25 protein-coding genes and 1 tRNA gene are annotated in these 18847 nt (G+C 62.7%); 11 read left to right on the forward strand and 15 right to left on the reverse strand.

Annotated features, from left to right (window positions below):
- Window positions 1-51: 51 nt before the first annotated feature.
- The 4 genes from N0P34_RS08385 to rpe form a co-directional block, all read right to left on the reverse strand.
- Window positions 52-474: a GNAT family N-acetyltransferase gene (locus N0P34_RS08385; protein ID WP_275606563.1), complete on the reverse strand. Its 423-nt coding sequence runs from the start codon at window positions 472-474 to the stop codon at window positions 52-54.
- Window positions 471-1022: an alpha/beta hydrolase gene (locus N0P34_RS08390; protein ID WP_275606564.1), complete on the reverse strand. Its 552-nt coding sequence runs from the start codon at window positions 1020-1022 to the stop codon at window positions 471-473. The genes N0P34_RS08385 and N0P34_RS08390 overlap by 4 nt, the downstream gene beginning before the upstream one ends.
- Window positions 1019-2350: an adenylosuccinate lyase gene (purB, locus tag N0P34_RS08395; protein WP_275606565.1), complete on the reverse strand. Its 1332-nt coding sequence runs from the start codon at window positions 2348-2350 to the stop codon at window positions 1019-1021. Before purB ends, N0P34_RS08390 begins: the two co-directional genes overlap by 4 nt.
- 71 nt (window positions 2351-2421) lie before the next feature.
- Window positions 2422-3102 carry a ribulose-phosphate 3-epimerase gene (gene rpe / locus N0P34_RS08400; RefSeq protein WP_275606566.1) on the reverse strand — a complete coding sequence of 227 codons (681 nt, stop codon included), beginning with the start codon at window positions 3100-3102 and terminating at the stop codon, window positions 2422-2424.
- 187 nt (window positions 3103-3289) lie between these two features.
- Here rpe and N0P34_RS08405 point away from each other — a divergent pair, with 187 nt between their 5' ends.
- Both N0P34_RS08405 and N0P34_RS08410 read left to right on the forward strand, forming a co-directional pair.
- Window positions 3290-4024, forward strand: coding sequence for a cytochrome c biogenesis protein CcdA (locus tag N0P34_RS08405; protein ID WP_275606567.1), 735 nt, complete (start codon window positions 3290-3292; stop codon window positions 4022-4024).
- A 212-nt stretch (window positions 4025-4236) separates the two neighbouring features.
- Entirely contained in the window at window positions 4237-5391 is a 1155-nt protein-coding gene (locus N0P34_RS08410) for a GNAT family N-acetyltransferase (protein ID WP_275606568.1), read from the forward strand.
- On the opposite strand, the gene radC is transcribed toward N0P34_RS08410, so the two are convergent.
- Entirely contained in the window at window positions 5383-6105 is a 723-nt protein-coding gene (gene radC, locus N0P34_RS08415) for a DNA repair protein RadC (protein WP_275606569.1), read from the reverse strand. The genes N0P34_RS08410 and radC overlap by 9 nt on opposite strands.
- On the reverse strand, window positions 6102-6938 hold the full coding sequence (map, locus tag N0P34_RS08420) for a type I methionyl aminopeptidase (RefSeq protein WP_275606570.1): 837 nt from the start codon (window positions 6936-6938) through the stop codon (window positions 6102-6104). Before map ends, radC begins: the two co-directional genes overlap by 4 nt.
- Window positions 6939-7058: 120 nt before the next feature.
- Here map and N0P34_RS08425 point away from each other — a divergent pair, with 120 nt between their 5' ends.
- Window positions 7059-7829, forward strand: a complete 771-nt coding sequence (locus N0P34_RS08425) for a competence/damage-inducible protein A (RefSeq protein WP_275606571.1) — start codon at window positions 7059-7061, stop codon at window positions 7827-7829.
- A gap of 89 nt (window positions 7830-7918) precedes the next feature.
- Window positions 7919-8416 (forward strand): xanthine phosphoribosyltransferase, encoded by a 498-nt coding sequence (gene gpt / locus N0P34_RS08430; RefSeq protein ID WP_275606572.1) that lies wholly within the window; start codon window positions 7919-7921, stop codon window positions 8414-8416.
- An 84-nt stretch (window positions 8417-8500) separates the two neighbouring features.
- Here gpt and N0P34_RS08435 read toward each other — a convergent pair whose 3' ends face one another.
- On the reverse strand, window positions 8501-8866 hold the full coding sequence (locus N0P34_RS08435; protein ID WP_275606573.1) for a hypothetical protein: 366 nt from the start codon (window positions 8864-8866) through the stop codon (window positions 8501-8503).
- A gap of 116 nt (window positions 8867-8982) precedes the next feature.
- A tRNA-Leu gene (locus tag N0P34_RS08440) sits at window positions 8983-9067 on the reverse strand.
- Between the two features lie 79 nt (window positions 9068-9146).
- Between N0P34_RS08440 and N0P34_RS08445 the strand changes: the two genes are divergently transcribed.
- Entirely contained in the window at window positions 9147-9527 is a 381-nt protein-coding gene (locus tag N0P34_RS08445) for a RidA family protein (protein ID WP_275606574.1), read from the forward strand.
- Window positions 9527-9814: a hypothetical protein gene (locus N0P34_RS08450; RefSeq protein WP_275606575.1), complete on the forward strand. Its 288-nt coding sequence runs from the start codon at window positions 9527-9529 to the stop codon at window positions 9812-9814. The genes N0P34_RS08445 and N0P34_RS08450 overlap by 1 nt, the downstream gene beginning before the upstream one ends.
- A gap of 191 nt (window positions 9815-10005) precedes the next feature.
- Here the strand turns inward: N0P34_RS08450 and N0P34_RS08455 are convergent, their stop codons facing one another.
- Complete coding sequence (locus tag N0P34_RS08455; RefSeq protein WP_275606576.1) at window positions 10006-10677, reverse strand: RluA family pseudouridine synthase; 672 nt, start codon at window positions 10675-10677, stop codon at window positions 10006-10008.
- Between the two features lie 116 nt (window positions 10678-10793).
- Between N0P34_RS08455 and N0P34_RS08460 the strand changes: the two genes are divergently transcribed.
- On the forward strand, window positions 10794-10976 hold the full coding sequence (locus N0P34_RS08460) for a CsbD family protein (protein ID WP_275606577.1): 183 nt from the start codon (window positions 10794-10796) through the stop codon (window positions 10974-10976).
- Window positions 10977-11025: 49 nt separating this feature from the next.
- Here the strand turns inward: N0P34_RS08460 and N0P34_RS08465 are convergent, their stop codons facing one another.
- Window positions 11026-11553, reverse strand: a complete 528-nt coding sequence (locus N0P34_RS08465; RefSeq protein WP_275606578.1) for a dihydrofolate reductase family protein — start codon at window positions 11551-11553, stop codon at window positions 11026-11028.
- A gap of 119 nt (window positions 11554-11672) precedes the next feature.
- On the opposite strand from N0P34_RS08465, the gene N0P34_RS08470 reads away from it, so the two are divergent.
- The 3 genes from N0P34_RS08470 (at window position 11673) to N0P34_RS08480 (ending at window position 13519) form a co-directional block, all read left to right on the forward strand.
- Window positions 11673-12209, forward strand: coding sequence for a methylated-DNA--[protein]-cysteine S-methyltransferase (locus tag N0P34_RS08470; protein WP_275606579.1), 537 nt, complete (start codon window positions 11673-11675; stop codon window positions 12207-12209).
- A gap of 2 nt (window positions 12210-12211) precedes the next feature.
- Entirely contained in the window at window positions 12212-12691 is a 480-nt protein-coding gene (locus N0P34_RS08475; protein ID WP_275606580.1) for a CYTH domain-containing protein, read from the forward strand.
- 75 nt (window positions 12692-12766) lie between these two features.
- The gene (locus N0P34_RS08480; protein WP_275606581.1) at window positions 12767-13519 is read left to right on the forward strand and encodes a glucose 1-dehydrogenase; all 753 of its coding nucleotides are present in this window, start codon (window positions 12767-12769) and stop codon (window positions 13517-13519) included.
- A 26-nt stretch (window positions 13520-13545) separates the two neighbouring features.
- Here the strand turns inward: N0P34_RS08480 and N0P34_RS08485 are convergent, their stop codons facing one another.
- Window positions 13546-14106 carry a gluconokinase gene (locus tag N0P34_RS08485; RefSeq protein ID WP_275606582.1) on the reverse strand — a complete coding sequence of 187 codons (561 nt, stop codon included), beginning with the start codon at window positions 14104-14106 and terminating at the stop codon, window positions 13546-13548.
- The gene (locus N0P34_RS08490) at window positions 14081-14848 is read right to left on the reverse strand and encodes an SDR family oxidoreductase (protein WP_275606946.1); all 768 of its coding nucleotides are present in this window, start codon (window positions 14846-14848) and stop codon (window positions 14081-14083) included. Before N0P34_RS08490 ends, N0P34_RS08485 begins: the two co-directional genes overlap by 26 nt.
- Window positions 14849-15067: 219 nt before the next feature.
- Here N0P34_RS08490 and gndA point away from each other — a divergent pair, with 219 nt between their 5' ends.
- The gene (gndA, locus tag N0P34_RS08495) at window positions 15068-16486 is read left to right on the forward strand and encodes an NADP-dependent phosphogluconate dehydrogenase (protein ID WP_275606583.1); all 1419 of its coding nucleotides are present in this window, start codon (window positions 15068-15070) and stop codon (window positions 16484-16486) included.
- Window position 16487: 1 nt separating this feature from the next.
- On the opposite strand, the gene N0P34_RS08500 is transcribed toward gndA, so the two are convergent.
- From N0P34_RS08500 to N0P34_RS08510, 3 genes are all read right to left on the reverse strand, one after another.
- The gene (locus tag N0P34_RS08500) at window positions 16488-16952 is read right to left on the reverse strand and encodes a DUF2214 domain-containing protein (protein ID WP_275606584.1); all 465 of its coding nucleotides are present in this window, start codon (window positions 16950-16952) and stop codon (window positions 16488-16490) included.
- Between the two features lie 2 nt (window positions 16953-16954).
- Window positions 16955-17347: a DUF6152 family protein gene (locus N0P34_RS08505; RefSeq protein WP_275606585.1), complete on the reverse strand. Its 393-nt coding sequence runs from the start codon at window positions 17345-17347 to the stop codon at window positions 16955-16957.
- A 93-nt stretch (window positions 17348-17440) separates the two neighbouring features.
- On the reverse strand, window positions 17441-18763 hold the full coding sequence (locus N0P34_RS08510; protein ID WP_275606586.1) for a TCR/Tet family MFS transporter: 1323 nt from the start codon (window positions 18761-18763) through the stop codon (window positions 17441-17443).
- Window positions 18764-18847 lie beyond the last annotated feature (84 nt).

The following is an 18847-nucleotide window of genomic DNA, read 5'->3' on the forward strand; positions in this document are numbered from 1 at the left end:
GCACTTAGGCGACTTTCCGGCGATTGTGCGGCGGTCTGGAACGGTTCCAGGTCACGGGTCTCTGGCAAGATTCATGGCCATGCCGATGGAGGCCGGCATTACCGGGTTGAAGCCATATTTTGCGTAGAGATGGCGGGCATCGCCGTCGGCTATCAGGCTGACATAGGCGCCTTCGGGGGCGTTGGCGCGCAGATGATCGATGAGGGCCGACATGATGGCCTTGCCCAGCCCCTTGCCGTGGTGCTCGGGTTCGAGCGCAATGTCCACGATCTGGAAAGCGGTGCCGCCGTCGCCGATGATCCGACCCATGCCGATTGCGCGCCCCTCATGGAGCAGCGTCACGCCGAACCAGGTATTGGGCAGCCCGGCCCGGGCCTGCTCCACGGTCTTGCCGCTGAGGCCTGCAGCCAAGCGCAAGCGCAGATAATCTTCCAGCGCCGGCGCCTGTTCCTCGATCCGATATTGGTCGCTCACAGCCGTTGCATCAGCCGAGTGAACATCAGGAGGCCTTCCGGCCAGGGGCCGTGGCCGGACGCTATATTGATGTGGCCGGCATCACCGGCCTGGTGAAATTCCGAGCCCCAGGCACCGGCCATGTCCGCCGCGCGCTCGAGTGAGCAGTAGCGGTCGCTCGAGGATATGACGAGGAGCGACGGGAAGGGCAGGGGATCGCGCGGGGCAGGCCCGAAGCACTTTGCTTCCTCGGGCACGTCCGGGTTCATTTCCAGATCGGGTGGGGAGACCAGAAACGCGCCGCGCACCTTGCCCTTGGGGAAGCGCGAGGCAGCGTGGACCACGGCGAACACGGCCAGCGAGTGGGCGACGAGGACGACAGGACGGTCGGAAAGTTCAACCGCCTTGATGATGGTGTCGACCCAATCCTCCGGATCCGGTTCATCCCAATCGGCCTGTTCGACGATCGCTGCGGTGCGCATTTTCTCGGCCCAGCGCACCTGCCAGTGACCGTAACCTGACCCGCCGAGACCCGGCAGGATCAGTATGTCGCACTCAGCGATTCTCATGCGCCGAAGACCCGGGCAAAGATCGTGTCGACATGCTTGAGATGGTAGGCATCATCGAACATGGCGTCGATTTGTTCATCGGACAGAGTCACTTCCGGGTCGGCCTTGAGGTTGGCTGCGAAGAGACCGGCGCGGTCGCCATTGTGCTGCCAGACCTTCATGGCGTTGCGCTGGACGGCGGCGTAGCTGTCCTCCCTGGAGTAGCCGGCCTGGGTGAGAGCCAGCAGCATGCGCTGCGAATTGTGGAGGCCACCGAGCAGGTCGAGGTTTTTCCGCATGTTTTCTGGATAAACGACAAGCTTGTCGATGACGCCGGTGAGGCGGGCCAGTGCGAAGTCGAGGGTGACGGTGGCGTCCGGGCCGATCATGCGCTCGACCGACGAATGCGAGATGTCGCGTTCGTGCCAGAGGGCGACGTTTTCGAGCGCCGGGGTCACCATGCCGCGTACGAGGCGGGCAAGGCCTGTGAGGTTCTCGGTCAGCACCGGGTTGCGCTTGTGCGGCATGGCCGACGAGCCCTTCTGGCCCGGGGAGAAATATTCCTCGGCTTCGAGCACTTCGGTGCGCTGCAGGTGACGGATTTCGACCGCGACGCGTTCGATGGAGGAAGCCACGACGCCGAGCGTTGCAAAGAACATGGCGTGGCGGTCGCGCGGGATCACCTGGGTCGAAACAGGCTCGATCGAGAGGCCCAGCTTTTCGGCGACATATTCCTCGACCGACGGGTCGATATTGGCGAAGGTGCCGATCGCGCCGGAAATGGCGGCAGTGGCGATTTCATCGCGGGCGGCAACGAGGCGGGCGCGGTTGCGGGTGAACTCGGCATAGGCCTCGGCGAGTTTTACACCGAATGTGGTCGGCTCGGCATGGATGCCGTGGCTGCGGCCGATGGTGATGGTGTTCTTGTGCTCATAGGCACGACGCTTGAGGGCCTCGAGCAGCGCATCGACATCGGCGATCAGGATGTCAGCGGCGCGCTTCATCTGCACCGAGAGCGTCGTGTCGAGAATATCCGACGAGGTCATGCCCTGGTGCACGAAGCGAGCATCGGGGCCGACGATCTCGGACAGGTGGGTCAGGAAGGCGATGACATCGTGCTTGGTGGTGCGCTCGATTTCGTCGATGCGCTCGACATCGAAGCCGTAATCGCCCAGCTCGGCCTTGCGCGCGTTCATCACTTCCCAGATCTTGTCGGCGCTTTCCTTGGGCACGACGCCAAGCTCGGCCAGCTTGGAGGTCGCATGCGCCTCGATTTCGAACCAGATCGCGAAGCGGGTCTCGGCCGACCAGTTTGCCACCATTTCAGGACGGGAATAGCGCGGAATCATGGGGTTAGCCTCGGCTGGTGAGAATTTGATTCAGGTGGAGGCGGCATTTTCGGCCGCCTCTGTGACGATTGTCAGGCAATGATACCCGTTGCCGCATCGCGAATGGCCTTGATGCGACCGGCATAGGTCGAGGGGTCGTTTCCGCCATACACTGATGAACCGGCCACCAGCACATTGGCGCCGGCCCTGGCGATCTCGCCGGCATTGGCAGGCGTGACCCCGCCATCGACTTCCAGATCGATGGCGCGGCCGCCGATCAGCGCTCTGGCCTGACGGATCTTGGCGAGGCTGCCGGGAATGAAGCTCTGGCCGCCGAAACCGGGATTGACGCTCATGATCAGCACGAGATCGACATCATCGATGACGTTTTCGATCGTCGAGACGGGGGTGGCCGGATTGAGGGCGACGCCTGCCTTCTTGCCGAGGGCGCGAATGGCCTGGAGCGAGCGGTGGAGATGGGGCCCGGCCTCGGCATGCACAGTGATGAGGTCGGCGCCACCCTTGGCGAAATCGGCCAGATACGCATCGGTGGGCGAGATCATCAGATGGCAGTCGAAGGGCTTGTCAGTCACCCCGCGCACCGCCTTCATGATCGGGGCGCCGAAGGAAATATTGGGCACGAAATGCCCGTCCATCACGTCGATATGGATATAGTCTGCGCCGCCGGCGACGATCGCTGCCACTTCATCGCCCAGCCGGGAAAAATCGGCGGAGAGGATGGACGGCGCGATGCGGATCGGAAGGGGGGTCATCTGGGGCACCTCGGCCGCTGCAAATGAGGCTGCTATAGGGCCGTGCGCCAAATGGGGCAAGAGCGGAGGCCAGCTTATCAGCCCCGCGAAAAGTCGTATTCCCTATAACATTGGCGCGATGCGGCAGACCGGCTCATTGCTTTGGCCGGCAATAGCGTTACACCGGTGCCAACCAGGAGCGTCAACTTTGGAATTTTCCCTTCCTCTCATTATCGGGGCCGGTGTTCTGAGCTTTCTCAGCCCCTGCGTGCTGCCTTTGGTCCCGCCCTATCTCACCTATATGAGCGGTGCGAGCTTCGAGCAGTTTCGCGATGAGTCGCGGTCGGGGAGCCCGCTGCAACTGCGCGTAGCCGTAACCTCGCTGTTTTTCATTCTCGGTTTCTCGGTCGTCTTCGTGACGCTGGGCGCTACCGCCACTGCCTTCGGGCAGGTGTTTCGCCAGCTGCTGCCGATCCTCACGCCCGTCGCCGGCGTGGTGATCATCGCGATGGGACTGCATTTTCTGGGTGTCTATCGCATTGCGCTGTTGGACCGGCAGATCCGGCACAACGGCCCCGGAATGGCCTCCGGTCCAATGGGCGGGTTTCTCCTCGGCCTGGCCTTCGCCATCGGCTGGACCCCGTGTATCGGTCCTGTGCTCGCCGCCATCCTGTCCGTGGCCGCAAGCCAGGAAACGGCTTGGGAGGGCGCGTCCCTGCTCGGGCTCTATTCGCTTGGCCTGGGCATTCCGTTCTTCCTCGCGGGCCTCGCCATCGGGCCGTTCCTGACCTTCTTCGACAGCTTCAAGCGCCATCTGCGCACTGTTGAAAAAATCATGGGCGGATTGCTGGTGGTGACGGGCGTCCTGTTCCTGACCGGCAATTTCACCCGCATTTCCTTCTGGTTCCTCGAAACCTTCCCGGTGCTGGCCAGCTTCGGCTAACGGTAAGCCGCGCTTAACCCTCTACTCAATCTTGTCGCCCCGCTGGTATTCCGCGCCAAAAGTTCAGGCGGAGTTTACCAGCGCTGCTGCAGGATCGGTCCAGGGACAGAGCGAGTGCAATGGTTGCTGCGGGGGCGAGTGGGGAGCCGATGGTGCGTCTCGGAAACGAGACGGCGAGCACTGTTGGACCAACGGGCCAGGAATGGCCGCCATTGACCGACACTTTCACAGTGTCTGTCACGACCCGCATCGAGGATGTCGAGGCGATCTGGCGGGGCCTCACAACGGAACGCATAGAATCGCCGGGACAGAGCTATGATTTCATCCGGCTCTGGATTGCAGACCGCAAAATTGCTCCCCACGACCAGCGCTATGTCGTTGCCGAACTGAAGGGCGAGCCCATTGCGCTCCTGCCGCTGCGGCGCCGGCGGATGAACGGCCTGCAGGTGTACACCTGGTTTCCCAGCAGCCATGTGGGCTGTTATGCCCCGATCTCCGATTACGCCGCGCTCGAGCGTCTCGGCCCCGAAGGCCGTCGTGCGCTCTGGCAGGCGATGATCACGCAGCTCGAGGGGGCGGATGCTGTCTATCTGCGCTCCATTCCTACAGAGATCGCCGGATATCATGGGCTTTTCGATGAGCTTGGCGATGCGCTGGCGGTCGATGTCCTCTATCGCGCCGAGTTTACATCCTGGGAGCAATGCGATCAGATCCAGCGCAGCCGCTCGCGCCGGAAGCATGATCGCCAGCAGGGCGACAGGCTGGCGGCGCTGGGCGAGATCGGTTTCGAGCTGGTTACCGATCCGGTCGCAGGCGCCGAGGCCATCGGAATCATGTTCCGACAGCGCTCGGCGCGGTTCCGGGCGCAAGGCATTCGCGACATCTTCGTGTGCGACGATCTCGTCGGTTTCTATCATCGCGCCATGCAGCCCGGCTCCGGTGTCGATGTGCGCCTGCATGTGCTGCGGCTGGAGGGGGAAATCGTCGCGGTTCGCTACAATATCGTCCATGCCGATCGCATGTTCTGCCTCATCTCGTCGATGAGCGATGATCCCCGGATCCAGATCGGTTCGCCCGGCAAGCAGTGCTTGCTGCGCGTCATGCAGTCCGTGTTCGACCAGGGCTACACCATGTTCGACATGGGCTCGGGCTTCACCGACGAAAAACGGCATTGGTGCAATGTGCAGACGCCGCTGCGCCAGCACTATATCGGGATCACGCGGAAGGGGCGGGCGGCGGTTGGCCTCCACCGGAATTTCCAGCGGCTGCGCGCCTGGGCGAAAGCCCATCCCACCATCAAGAACGGGTTGCGGCACTTCCGGCAAATTGCGGACCGCCTCAGACCGTCGCGGCCGACCTCAGAGTAATTTCAAACCGCGCAACGAGGCGTGTCCGGAACGGCCAATGATGATGTGGTCGTGCACCGTGATGCCCATGGGCTTGGCGATCTCGGATATTTCCTTGGTCATCCGCACGTCGGCCGCCGACGGCGTCGGGTCGCCGGACGGATGATTGTGGACGAGGATGAGCGCGGTGGCCGAGAGCTCAAGCGTGCGGCGGATCACTTCGCGCGGATAGACGGGCGTGTGGTCGACCGTGCCGATTTGCTGCACCTCGTCGGCGATCAACCGGTTCTTCTTGTCGAGAAAAAGAATGCGAAACTGCTCGACGCTCTCATAGGCCATGGCGCTGTGGCAGTAGTCTATGAGCTGGGTCCATGACGACAGGATCGGTTTTTCGACATCGATCTTGTCTCGCCCATAGCGCTGCGCCACCGCCTGCATGACCTTGAGATGGGTGATGGAGGTCTCGCCGAGCCCCTTGGTCTCCGCCAGTCGGGCAGCAGGCGCTCCCAGCACTTCGGAAATGGAGCCGAAGCGGGCGAGGAGGTCCTTGGCCAGCGCCTTGGTGTCGCGCTGGGGCAGGGCCATGTGCAACAGCAGCTCGAGCAGTTCATAGTCGGCGAGGCCTTCCCCGCCCAGGAGGTTGAAGCGCTCCCGCGCCCGTTCGCGATGCCCAAGATAGTGGGGCTTTGCCACCGCTTCGGAAAGGCCCGTTGATTTGGCCTCGTCGTCGCTCACTGGCTGCTCCGCGCCGCCAAAGGATTGAACAGCCCGCCCGGCGAGAGCGTGAAGATCTCATTGCCGGTTTCGGTGATGCCGATGGAATGTTCGCACTGCGCCGAGAGTGTCCGGTCGCGGGTGACGGCGGTCCAGCCATCGGAGAGGATCTTCACATGCGGCCGGCCGAGATTGATCATCGGCTCGATGGTGAAGATCATGCCTGGCTTGAGCGGCGCACCGGTGCCGGGCGTGCCGAAATGGAGGATGTTGGGCTCGTCGTGGAAAAGCCGGCCCACGCCGTGGCCGACGAAATCGCGCACGACGCTCATCCGCTCGCCTTCGGCCACGGCCTGGATCGCGGCGCCGATATCGCCGGTCGTATTGCCCGGCTTGGCGGCGGCGAGACCGGCTTCGAGGCTGGCATAGGTGATTTCGATCAGGCGCTCGGCCTTGCGGGTGATTTCTCCCACCGGATACATGCGGCTGGAATCGCCATACCAGCCATCGACGATCAGGGTGAGGTCGATATTGACGATATCGCCGTCGCGCAGGCCGCGCTCATCGGGAATGCCATGGCACACCACATGGTTGATCGAGGTGCACAGCGAATGGCGAAAGCCCTTGTAGAAGAGGGTCGCCGGAAGGGCGCCATTGTCGCGCGCGAACTCATAGGCAATCTGGTCGAGCTTGGCCGTCGGCACGCCCGGCTCGACATATTCGGTGAGAATGTCGAGGGCCTGTGCCGTCAGCTGTCCGGCCTTGCGCATGCCTGCAAACCCGTCTTCGCCGTGCAGCGGGATGATGCCCGGCGTGCGGCGGGGCTGGGTGGACGCTTCGACGTAGGTAACCATAGAAAACTCCGGTAGTCGGGGTTTAACCTAGTCACTTGCACAGGCGATTGAAAGGCCCTGCGACTTGACGCGCCCATGCGCTGGTAGCATTCCTCATGGCCCACATTCATGGAATGCCCTATGTCGAGCCAATCCCGCGTTACTGCCGGTCTTCTCGTGATCGGTGATGAAATCCTCTCCGGCCGCACCAAGGACGTCAATATTGGCGCGGTGGCCGATTTTTGCACCGATCTTGGGATCGACCTTACCGAAGTGCGGGTCGTGAGCGATGTCGAGGAAAGCATCGTGGAGGCGGTCAACGAACTGCGGTCGCGCTACACCTATGTGTTCACCACTGGCGGCATCGGACCCACTCATGATGACATTACCGCCGACGCCATAGCCAAGGCGTTCGGCGTTGCCTTGCCGATCAACCCGCAGGCGCGCGAAATGCTCGAAGCCCGCTGGAAGCAGACCGGCACCGAGGTCAATGAGGCGCGGCTGCGCATGGCGCGAATTCCCGAGGGGGCTGATCTCATCGTCAATTCGGTCAGCGCTGCCCCAGGTTTCCGCATCGGTAACGTCCATGTCATGGCCGGTGTGCCGGTGATCATGCGCGCCATGCTCGAGGCTTTGGCGCCGACGTTGCAGGGCGGCAAGAAGGTGCTGTCGGTCACCGTCAAGGCCGGGGTGGGCGAAGGCACTGTCGGCGGCCCGCTGGCGGCGCTGCAGCAGGAATATCCCGACGTAAAGATGGGCAGTTACCCACAAATGGGGGGCGACCGGGCCATGACCGAGCTGGTGCTGCGGTGTTCTGACGAAGCGCGTCTTGCCGAGGCCGCCGAAAAAGTCCGTGCCATGGTGGACGCTGCGCATCAAAAAGCAGGAATCGAGCCGCCCGACGCACAATGATTGGCGTCAGCCCCGAGCTTTGCTAAGGACAGGCTCGAAAAATCCAGATTCAGGGGGCGTTGGTCCGCCCCGCCCCAAGGAGAGATGCGTTGAGCAATCCGAACCAGAAGTCGTTCCCCGTCACCTGGGACCAGTTCCATCGCGATAGTCGCGCTTTGGCCTGGCGCCTGGCGGGCATGGGCACGTTCGACGCCGTGGTGGCCATTGCTCGCGGCGGCCTCGTGCCGGCCGCGATCGTTGCGCGCGAACTCAATATCCGCACCGTCGAGACCGTGTCGGTCAAGAGCTATGACCACCAGAACCAGAGCGGCATCAAGGTGCTCAAAGAGATCAGCCAGCCGGTTCTCGATCTCGCTGCCAATGGCGGCAAGGTTCTGATCGTGGACGATCTGGTCGATACCGGCAACACCGCCCGCGTAGTGCGGGAAATGCTGCCCGGCGCGCATTTCGCCACTGTTTACGCCAAGCCCAAGGGCCGTGATCTGGTCGACACCTTCATCACCGAAGTCAGCCAGGACACGTGGATCTTCTTCCCCTGGGATCTCGATGTGGCCTATGTCGCGCCGATTTCGGGCGGCACGGACTAAGATCGCCCTAGGCGGTGCCCGCCTCGATATGCGCTTCTGCGCCACCGTGCCTTCGACCGCGCGGTGGCTGCGGAGCGGCCGGACCTAGCGTCCGACAAGCACGAACACATTCTTGTCGGGCGCTTCCATCACGGCGACGTGGCCGGACTCCGTGGCAAAGGGCGTGCGGATCCACTGGATGGCATCGTTGTCCTTCAGCGCCTCATAGGTGCGGACCACATCTCCCACATTGATCTCAATTTCGGTGAAGTCGAGCGCCGGATTATCGCTCAGGACCAGCTCCGAGCTGGCCTGATCCGGAAATTTGAGGCCGATCAGGCTCGATGGCGTCCCATCGGCCGATTGTCGCTCGATCCGCCAGGCCTGGCTCAGTCCCAGCGCGGTATAAAAGGCCAGTGAGCCGGCGATGTCCCTAGTGTGGATGCAGACGCATTCGAGTTTCTGAAACATGTGATTCCCCCCATGCCGACATCGTCGACGCTGCTGTGTTCTAACATGCGAACATAACGCGAACAATTGTCCCATCCTTGCGGAGGGCAAGCGTCTGGATGGAAGAGAGGAATGGCTGGTGCGGGCGACGGGAATCGAACCCGTACAGCGTAAGCCGAGGGATTTTAAGTCCCTTGTGTCTACCAGTTTCACCACGCCCGCTTGGCTCGGCCGCCCGTGTTTGTCACAAGGCGAGGCGCAAGACAATTGCGCGCTGACGATTCTCACCACGGAGACCGACATGATCGAACCCATCGCAACCGGCGTCGCGCCATCCTCGGCTCCCATCAATGACGCGGTGCGGGCAGGCAAGCATGTCTGGCTCGTGGCCGTGGCCGAAGATCCGGTCACCGGGGAAGTTCTCACCGGCGATATCGAAGCCCAGGCGCGCCGCTGCATCCAGAATCTGGAGATGGGCGTCAAGGCCGCGGGCGGGGCCCTGACGAATATCGTCATGATCCAGATTTTCCTCATCGACAGCGCCGATGCGCCGGGCATGAATAAGGTCTATCGCGAGTTCTTCACCGCCCAGCCATTCCCCGTGCGCGCCACGGTCGTAGTCAAGGAACTGCTCGCCAAGGGTCTCTGCATCGAGATGACCGCAACGGCGGTGCTGGACTGATGCTGCTCAAGCGTGACCTTCTCGAGGAGATCAAGGCCGGAAAGATCGACGTGATTTTTCGGCGGTGGAATAGGCCGACGGTGAAAGCCGGCGGCACTCTCAAGACCAAGGTGGGCCTTCTCGCCATCAAGGGGGTCACCGATATGAGCCCCGATGACGTTACCGAAGCCGATTCACAGCGCGCCGGCTTCAAGGACGTCGCAGATTTCCGGGCATGGCTGGACACGATGAAAGAGGGCAGCCTCTTCCAGAAGATCGAAGTGGGTTACATCGGCGACGCCGAGTAGGGGCGGCGGTGGGCATGTCCTTCCCTTCTCCCCTGAGGGGAGGCCCGAAGGGCACACCGAATTCGCGAAGCGAATTTCGGTTGGGATGAGGGGTTCGTACTAGCTCTTGTCTGAGAGGTCTTCACCCCTCACCCCAACCCTCTCCCCTGAGGGGCGAGGGGGCTTTTACTGCACAGTCAGCGCCTGCGCCTTCAGAACGGCGTTGGCGCGACGAAGGTCATGAACTCATCGGTCGTCGGATGGGTAAACCCCAGTTCGGCGGCGTGCAATTGCAGCCGGTCTGCAGCGCGCAGTATTTCGCCATCGGCATAAAACGCATCACCCAGAATCACATGGCCCAATGCCTTCATGTGAACCCTGAGTTGGTGCGTCCGCCCCGTAAGCGGCACGAGGCGAACCCGCGTGGCGTTTTCCTCGCGTTCCAGAACATGCCATTCGGTTTGTGCCGAGCGACCGTTTTCATAGTCGACGCGCTGGCGCGGCTTGTTATCCCAATCGGTCGCCAGGGGCAAATCGATGAGGCCGCTCTCCTCCTCGATAATGCCGGCGACGCGGGCCACATAGCTCTTGGTGGTCTTGCGATGCTCGAACTGGCTGCCGATGCGGCCATGGGCGCGCTTGTTCAGCGCCAGCACCAGAACCCCTGACGTATCCTTGTCGAGCCGATGGCACATGCCGGCCGTCGGCCAGGTCTGGCGTGCACGATGCTCGATGCAGTCCCAGAGCGAAGGGTCTTTGCCGGGCACGCTGAGCAGCCCCGATTGCTTGTCGACGACGAGGATATCGTCATCAACATGGAGCACGTTGAGATAGGGATCGGTCGGGGGGAAATAGTCGATCAGTGTGGGCATGGGTCCGGGCATGGCCATGCCTCTAGCAGAGTGCGGATGGTTCCGCCAACCGGTGCGCACAATCTGTTGAGGGAACAAACCCCGGCTAACCGAAGTTATTCCGGCAAGTTCAACTCAAGGAGATTTCGATGAACAAGGACCAGGTAGACGGCGCCGGCAAGCAGGTCAAGGGCGCGGTCAAGGACGCCGTCGGCGGCCTTACCGGCAATGCGAAGCTCCAGGCCGAAGGCAAGATGGACAAGGCCGAAGGCAAGGTCCAGCAGAAGGTGGGCGACGTGAAGAACGACGTCCGCAAAGCCCTCGACGATTAATCTTCGCCAAGGTTGCAGTGAAAGGCCCCGATCTGTCGGGGCCTTTTTGCTATGGGAAGCGGTAGTGCAGCCGCGCGCAGCCGGCGCCTAGCGATTTTGCCGATATCAGTTCTGGCGCCGCGCGAAGCCCAGTTGGCGGGAAGAGCGGTATGCCGCCACCCAAAATCTCCGAAATCACATAGATTTCCAATTCATCGAGCGCCCCGCGCTCCATGAAGGCCATCTGCAGCTTGCCACCACCCAGCATCCAGACGTCACCATCGTCGAGGGCCCTGAGCTCTGCGACCAAGGCGTCGATATCGGTACGGGTCTCCAGTTGACCCTTGGGATCCGTGATCGGCCGCGAGGTCACGACGATCACGCGCTGGTCAGCATAGGTCCACGGGCTCGCGTCAGCGGCGATCCAGTCATAGGTCGACCGCCCCATGACTACTGTGCGGATCGACTTGATGAAATTGTCATAGTGGTGCTCGCCCAATTCCAGATCGGTGCGCTGGGTCAGCCAGTCCAGATTTTGGTCTGGGTCGGCAATGTAGCCGTCGAGACTGGCGGCGATATATCCAACGATCCTGGCCATGGCTTTCTCCCTTTTCGCGGGGGTCTGATAGCGCAGCCCGGTGACAGACGCTGTCAGCATGCAAGGGGGACGCCAAGGCGCGACTGGTGCATGGCCCGCGCATTGCTTATTCTAGGACCATGCAAACCTCGATTTTCCCCACCGCACTTGGCTCCTTCGGTCTTGGCTGGACCGAAAAGGGGCTGGCGCGGGTATTGCTGCCGGATGACGACGAGCAGGCGCTGCGGGAGCGCCTCGCTCGGGGCGGCGCGACACCGGCCGAACCGCCGATCTGGGTGGAGACACTTATGGGACGGATCGAGGACTATGCCGACGGCATCGCCGTTGAATTCAGCGGATTTCCGCTCGATCTGTCCGGCGTCCCCGCGTTTCGCCATCGCGCCTATATGCTCCTGCTCGGTTACGGCTGGAGACAGGTCACGACTTATGGCGAAATGGCCCGGGCGCTGGGCGATGTCGGCCTTTCGCGCGCCGTCGGGCAGGCCATGGGTGCCAATCCCATGCCGCTGGTCATTCCCTGCCACCGTGTGCTGGCCAGCGATGGCAAGCCCGGGGGCTTTTCGGCGCCGGGTGGGGCGCAGACCAAGATCAAAATGCTGGCCCTTGAGGGCGTTACCATCGGCTCGCCTCCGGGCCAGATGAATTTCGGATTTTAGCCATGGCCGTCGAAATCGAGCGCAAATTTCTGGTCACGAGCGATAGCTGGCGCCCCCTGGCCACCAGTGCCTCCGCCCTGCGGCAGGGCTACCTCTCCACCAATGCCAAGGCGACGGTCCGCATAAGGATCATCGACGATGCCAGCGCCGTGCTTACTCTCAAGGGGCCGACCAGCGGCATCAGCCGGGCCGAGTTCGAATATGAGGTGCCGCTCGAAGAGGGCAGGGTGCTGCTCGACATGGCGCGGCCCGAAGTGGTTGAGAAGCGCCGCTATGAGGTGCCCTTCGGCGGGCTCATCTGGGAAGTCGATGTTTTCGAGGGCGGCCATGCCGGTCTGATCATGGCAGAGGTGGAACTGACCCACGCCGACCAATTGGTCGAGCTTCCCGATTGGGTTGGGCGCGAGGTCAGCCACGACGACCGCTATGCCAATGCCAGCCTCTCGCGTAACCCCGGTGTTCCGGATGAGGCGGGGCTATAATCGCAGGATTGATCCAAATCATGGCGGGTTTCCCCTTTAAGCCTAGGCTCAGGGAAATCACTCAAGGAGAGAGCCATGACCAGGGATTTTGCAGGCAAGGTGGCGTTCGTTACGGGCGGTGCGTCGGGCATTGGCGAGGCAGTCGCCCTGCAATTGGCGGATCGCGGCGCCAAAGTCGTGATCGCCGACCTCAAGCTCGATGCGGCCCAGTCCGTCGCTGACGCCATCAAGGGCAAGGGCGGCGAGGCGGCAGCGGTGGCCGTGGACGTCGCCAAGATCGACCAGGTCGAAAAGGCGGTGCAGTTTGTCCTCGACACTTTTGGAAAGCTCGATGTCGCCGTCAACAATGCCGGCATTGGCGGCGCGGCTGCGCCCCTTGGCGACTACAGCTTCGAGGACTGGCACAAGGTCATCGACGTCAATCTCAACTCGGTCTTTTACTCGATGAAATACGAGATCGCGGCCATGCTGAAGTCAGGCGGTGGCGCCATCGTCAACATGGCGTCGATATTGGGCTCGGTGACCTTCCCCAACGCCCCAGCCTATGTGACCGCCAAGCACGGCGTCGTCGGCATGACCAAGTCCGCCGCGGTGGACTACGCCAAGAAGGGCATTCGCGTCACCGCGGTAGGCCCCGGCTTCATCGATACGCCGCTCCTCGCAAACCTGCCCAAGGAGGCGCATGACGGGCTCAAGGCGCTGCACCCGATCGGACGGCTGGGGACGTCGGACGAGGTGGCGGCTCTGACGCTCTTCCTCCTCTCCGACGCTGCTTCCAACATCACCGGCTCCTACCATCTCGTCGATGGTGGCTTCGTCGCGCAGTAACCGGCGGGTTCGGGCGCTGGCGGCTTCTACTGCCAGCGCTTGAAGCTCTTGAGGTGCGTCAGCGTGCTCGTGACCGTCGTCACAATGCGATTGACCGGATCGGTCACCGGCACGATCTGCACGTTCTCGCTTGCCGGATCGGGCTCTTCCAGCGTCGCGAACTGGCTGTCGAGCAGGCTCGTGGGCATATATTCGTGGCTGCGCTTGGCCATGCGCTCGCTGATGACCTCGCGGCTGCCCTTGAGATAGACGAACAGCACGGGTTCTCCGGCCTGTTCGGTGATAAAGTCCCGATAGCTGCGCCTGAGTGCCGAGCATGCACCGACGGCTATGCCCTTCTTGCCGTCCGCCGCTTCCTTGAGGGCTGCCGCCAGCGCCTCGAGCCAGGGCCAGCGATCCTCATCGGTGAGGGGTATCCCGGCCCGCATCTTTTCGACATTGGCCTCGGGGTGGTACTTGTCGCCATCGAGGAAAGGCGCATGCAGGGCCCGGCCGAGCGCTGCGCCGACCGTGGATTTTCCCGACGAGCTGACGCCCATCACGATGATGATACGGGCCGGCTCAAACGACCGCTGTGAAGGCGCCATCGACATAGAGAATGTGTCCATTGATATAGCTGGAGGCGTTGGAGGCGAGGAACACGGCCACTGGCCCCAGTTCCGCGACTTCCCCCCAACGTCCCATGGGAGTGCGCTGTTCGACCCAGGCATTGAAGGCGGGATCGGCGATGAGCGCCTGGTTGAGTTCGGTCTTGAAATAGCCGGGGGCTATGGCGTTGATATGGAGCCCTTTCGGGGCCCAGTCGGCAGCCATGCCGCGCGTCAGATTGGCGATTGCGGCCTTGGCCGCACCATAGGGGGCGACGCTGGGGCGCGCCACATTGGTCAGCACCGAACAGATATTGATGATCTTGCCGCGGCCACGGGCGATCATGTGCCGCGCCACGATCTGGCTGACGCTAAAGGTCGACACGACATGGGCCGACAGCATGCGTTCGAAATCGTCGTGGCGAAAATTCTCGAGAGACCCGCGGATCTGGATGCCGGCATTGTTGACGAGGATGTCGATGGGACCGATCTCGCTCTCGCAGTGCTCGATCGCCGCCTTGACGCTGTCGGGGCTGGTCACGTCGAAGGCCAGCGCCGTGACGCTGGCGCCCTCTGCAGCAAGGTCGGCTGCCGCATTGCCGAGCGCAACGCTGTCGCGTCCATTGAGGACGACGCTCGCGCCCGCCTGGGCCAATCCCCGCGCCATGGCGTAGCCGAGGCCGCGGCTGGAACCCGTGACGAGGGCGCGTTGTCCTGACAGGTCAAATGGGTTAGACTGCAGCATTCTCTCGGCCCCCCACACAAAGTGTGACGATAGTTATCCGGTGGGGTGAACGGAATGCAAGCCACAGGCTCAATCTTCCATACAAGATGGGGGTTTCAGCCAATTTATGCATTTCGAGGCCTTTCATCTCCGGACAGATTGTGGTCATTTCGCCGCACGTGTCGCGCTCTATGCGCGCTTGACTGGACAGAATTAGTCTTCGGAAGGACTGCATGCATGTCGACTGCGGATATCGGCCTGATTGGCCTGGCAGTAATGGGTTCCAACCTGGCTCTCAATATCGCCGAAAAAGGCTACACCGTGGCCGTGCACAACCGGTCGGCCGGTCGCATTGACGAATTTGTCGCCGAAGCCAAGGCCCAGGGCCTGGATGGCAAGACCATCCCGAAATACGACCTCGCCGACTTCGTGCAGACGGTAAAGGCACCGCGCTCGATCATCATCATGGTCAAGGCCGGCCAGCCGGTCGACGACATGATCGAGCAGCTCTTGCCGCATCTCGAGCCGGGCGATGCGATCATCGAATGCGGCAATTCGCTGTTTACCGACACCCAGCGTCGCTTCGACTATCTCAAGCCCAAGAATATCGGCTATCTCGGCGTCGGCGTTTCCGGCGGCGAAGAGGGCGCCCGCCACGGCCCGTCCATCATGGTCGGCGGCTCCAAGGAGCAGTGGCACAATGCCGAAGCGGTCCTGACCGGCATAGCCGCCCAGTTCAATGGCGAGAGCTGCTGCGCCTATCTCGGCGAGGGCGGCGCCGGCCACTTCGTCAAGACCATCCACAACGGCATCGAATATGGCGACATGCAGATGATCGCCGAAGTCTATGGCGTGATGCGCGATGGGCTGGGGATGAATGCCGCCGAATGCGCCGACGTCTTCAAGGAGTGGAACAAGGGTCCGCTCAATTCCTACCTCATCGAAATCACCGGCCACGTTCTCGCAGCCGTCGACCCTCAGACCAATACGCCGCTCGTCGATCTCATCCTCGACAAGGCCGGCCAGAAGGGCACCGGGGTGTGGTCCGCGATCGTCGCCCAGCAGATGGGCGTTCCCGCAACCGCCATCGAAGGCGCCGTGGCTGCCCGTTCGATTTCGTCGCGAAAGGCAGAGCGCGTTGCCGCTGAAGCCATTTATGGCAAGCCGAACCGCGCCAAGACCGATGTGACGCTGGCCGATCTCGAAAAGGCGCTGCTCGCCGGCAAGATCGTTTCCTATGCGCAAGGCTTTGCCGTCATCGCCAAGGCCTCGGAAGAGAATGGCTGGGCGCTGCCGCTCGCCACGATCGCCAAGATCTGGCGCGCCGGTTGCATCATCCGCTCGCGCTTCCTCGATCAGATGAGCTCTGCCTATGCCAAGGGCGAGGCCACCAATCTGCTCGTCGTGCCGGACTTCGTCACCATCATGAAGGACAGCCATCCGAGCCTGCGCAAGGTCGTCGCCGCTGCCGCAATCGGCGAATTCCCGATGATCTGCCTGTCGGCTGCGCTCTCCTATTTCGACAGCTACCGTCAGGCCAAGGGCACGGCCAACCTCATCCAGGGCCAGCGCGACTTCTTTGGCGCCCATGGTTTTGAGATCGAAGGCCGTGGCGCCGATCTGCACGGCACCTGGCCGTCCACTCTGGGCAAGTAAGCTATAAAAATCCGATCCAGCGGCCCGCTACCAGGGCCGCGATCCACAATAAACCACTCGCCGCCGCCTGCATCCGCAGGCTGGCGGCGATTTCGTTTCCGGCAATGGCCGCCCGCCAGGCCTGGCCGCCATTGATGAGCAGGGCATTGGCGATGGCGAGCGCGAGGATAGCCAGCTTGGCAAGGAACGCTGAATTATCGAGATAGTCGATGGGCCGCACCGAAAACAATGCTATGCCGGTCAGCACGGCCAGGACCACGCCGATCTTGGCCGTGCCTGCCAGATAGCCACCAAGCGCGCTGAGCGGCACCTGCCGAAAAAATCCAAGCAGCCGGGCGTCGAGCGCGAGGATCGGGCCAAGGATCAGCCCGATACCCAGAATGTGGGCGGCATTGACGAAAATGTAGAACGTTGGCGATTGCCGCATCGCAATCGCCCCCGGCCAGTGCGACAGCGCCTCCCACATGCCTATTGAGCAGGGATGCGGTCTGGATAGATATCGTAGACGTCCTCGCCGATGGTGATGCGGACCGCCTTCATGCGGTTCGATCCGTCCTGGGCGCGATTGCCGAGTGCGATGATTTCCTCGCCCACATCGGCGACGCCCTGGACAAAGCCCGAGCGCTCCGTCAGGCCGGGATTGCCCAATTCCACCGTCCAGATCTCGCCATCGGCATTGACCTCGATGATCGGATGGGGCGGGGCAATGGTGATGGATGAGATCGTACCGGTGAGTTCGATCATGCCCGCCTCGGCCCAGCTCCAGCCATGATGGGCAAGGGCCGTGCCCGCCAGTGCGACGCCGCCGAGCAGGGCGCCTGCGAGGACGATGGCGCGCCGGCCAGTTCCAGTGAAGGCCATGTCGGTCTCCTCTCTGCATGGATACAGGAGGAGCAGTCTGCGCCAATAGCGGCGCCAATTGCAGTCACGAAACGGAGAGCGCGATCAGCCGCCTCAGCGGTCGTCGGTGCCCTCTTCGAGGGGAGGGACGCGCACCTGGCCGGGTGCTGGGAATTCCGGTGTGTGCGGATGGTCGGCAATGCTCGGGCGACGGCCGAGCTCGAAGCGCCAGGCGGTGAACCAGAACAGCAGCAGGGCGACGGCCACGCTGACGCTCGCGGCGATGAAGGGGGCGCCGGGGAAATATTCGTGCGCGCCGGGATCGGTCGTGTAGTAGGAAAAAATCTGGGTGGCGGCGAGGGGCCCGATGATCGTTGCCAGCGAGCTGGCCGCGTTGACGGCGCCCTGCAATTCGCCCTGGCTGTTGTCCGGCACCTGGCGCGACAGCACGCCGTTGATCGCCGGGGGGGCAAGCCCGCTCACCGTCCCCACCAGGATGAAGAGATAGAGCTGGTAGACCTCGCTCGATATGCCGACACCGGCAAAGCCCGCGACAGCGGCGAGGAGACCGATCATCGCCACGGCCGGCTCGCCAATGCCCTTCGATAGCGGCCCCGCCAGCACGGCCTGGCTGATGGCAAAGCCGAGGCCGAATCCGCCCAGCGTGCGCCCGATCATGGAAGAGCTGAAATTGAAGACTTCGACGGTGAAGTAGGAAAACACCGTCGGCAGCGCCTGGGCCGAGAGCTGGAAGAAAAACAGCACGCCGAGCAGCCAGAGCACGGATGGGTATTTGCGCAGCGCCAGAACGGCCCCGAGCGGATTGGCGCGGCGGATGTCGAATTTGCGCCGTGAGGCCTTGGGCAGGCTTTCCGGCAGCACGAAGAGACCGAAGAGGAAATTGGCGAAGGCGAGACCCGCGGCCGCGTAAAACGGCACGCGCGGCCCGAATTCGCCGAGCTCGCCGCCGATCACCGGGCCGATGATGAAGCCGAGCCCGAAGGCGGCGCCAATCAGGCCAAAGCGATGCGTGCGCTTATGCGGCGGGGTGATGTCGGCCATATAGGCCGTGGCGGTAGCAAGGGCCGCGCCGGCAATGCCGGCGATGATCCGGCCGATGAAGAGATACCAGACGAAGGGGGCGATCGACATCATCAGATAGTCGAAAGTCAGCCCCAGGAGCGACGCCAGCAGCACGGGTCGCCGCCCGTATCGGTCCGAGAGATTGCCGAGGACCGGCGAGAACACGAACTGCATGAAGGCATAGGCGAAGACCAGATATCCGCCGATCACCGCCGCTTGCGCCACGCTGCCGCCGGTGAGTTCCTCGAGAAGCTCGGGCAGGACAGGCACGATGATGCCGACGCCGATCATGTCGAGCAGAATGGTCACGAGAATGCAGGTGAGGGTCAGTCGGGAGCGAGTCGCAGCTTGCATGCGGTTATCCGATCCCTTCGTCCTGTCACTGCGACTGTGTTGGCCGCAATTGACACGGGCGCATGGCGCAAGGCAAGGCCCGAC

It is taken from the genome of Devosia sp. FJ2-5-3 (assembly GCF_029201545.1).
Taxonomy (GTDB): domain Bacteria; phylum Pseudomonadota; class Alphaproteobacteria; order Rhizobiales; family Devosiaceae; genus Devosia.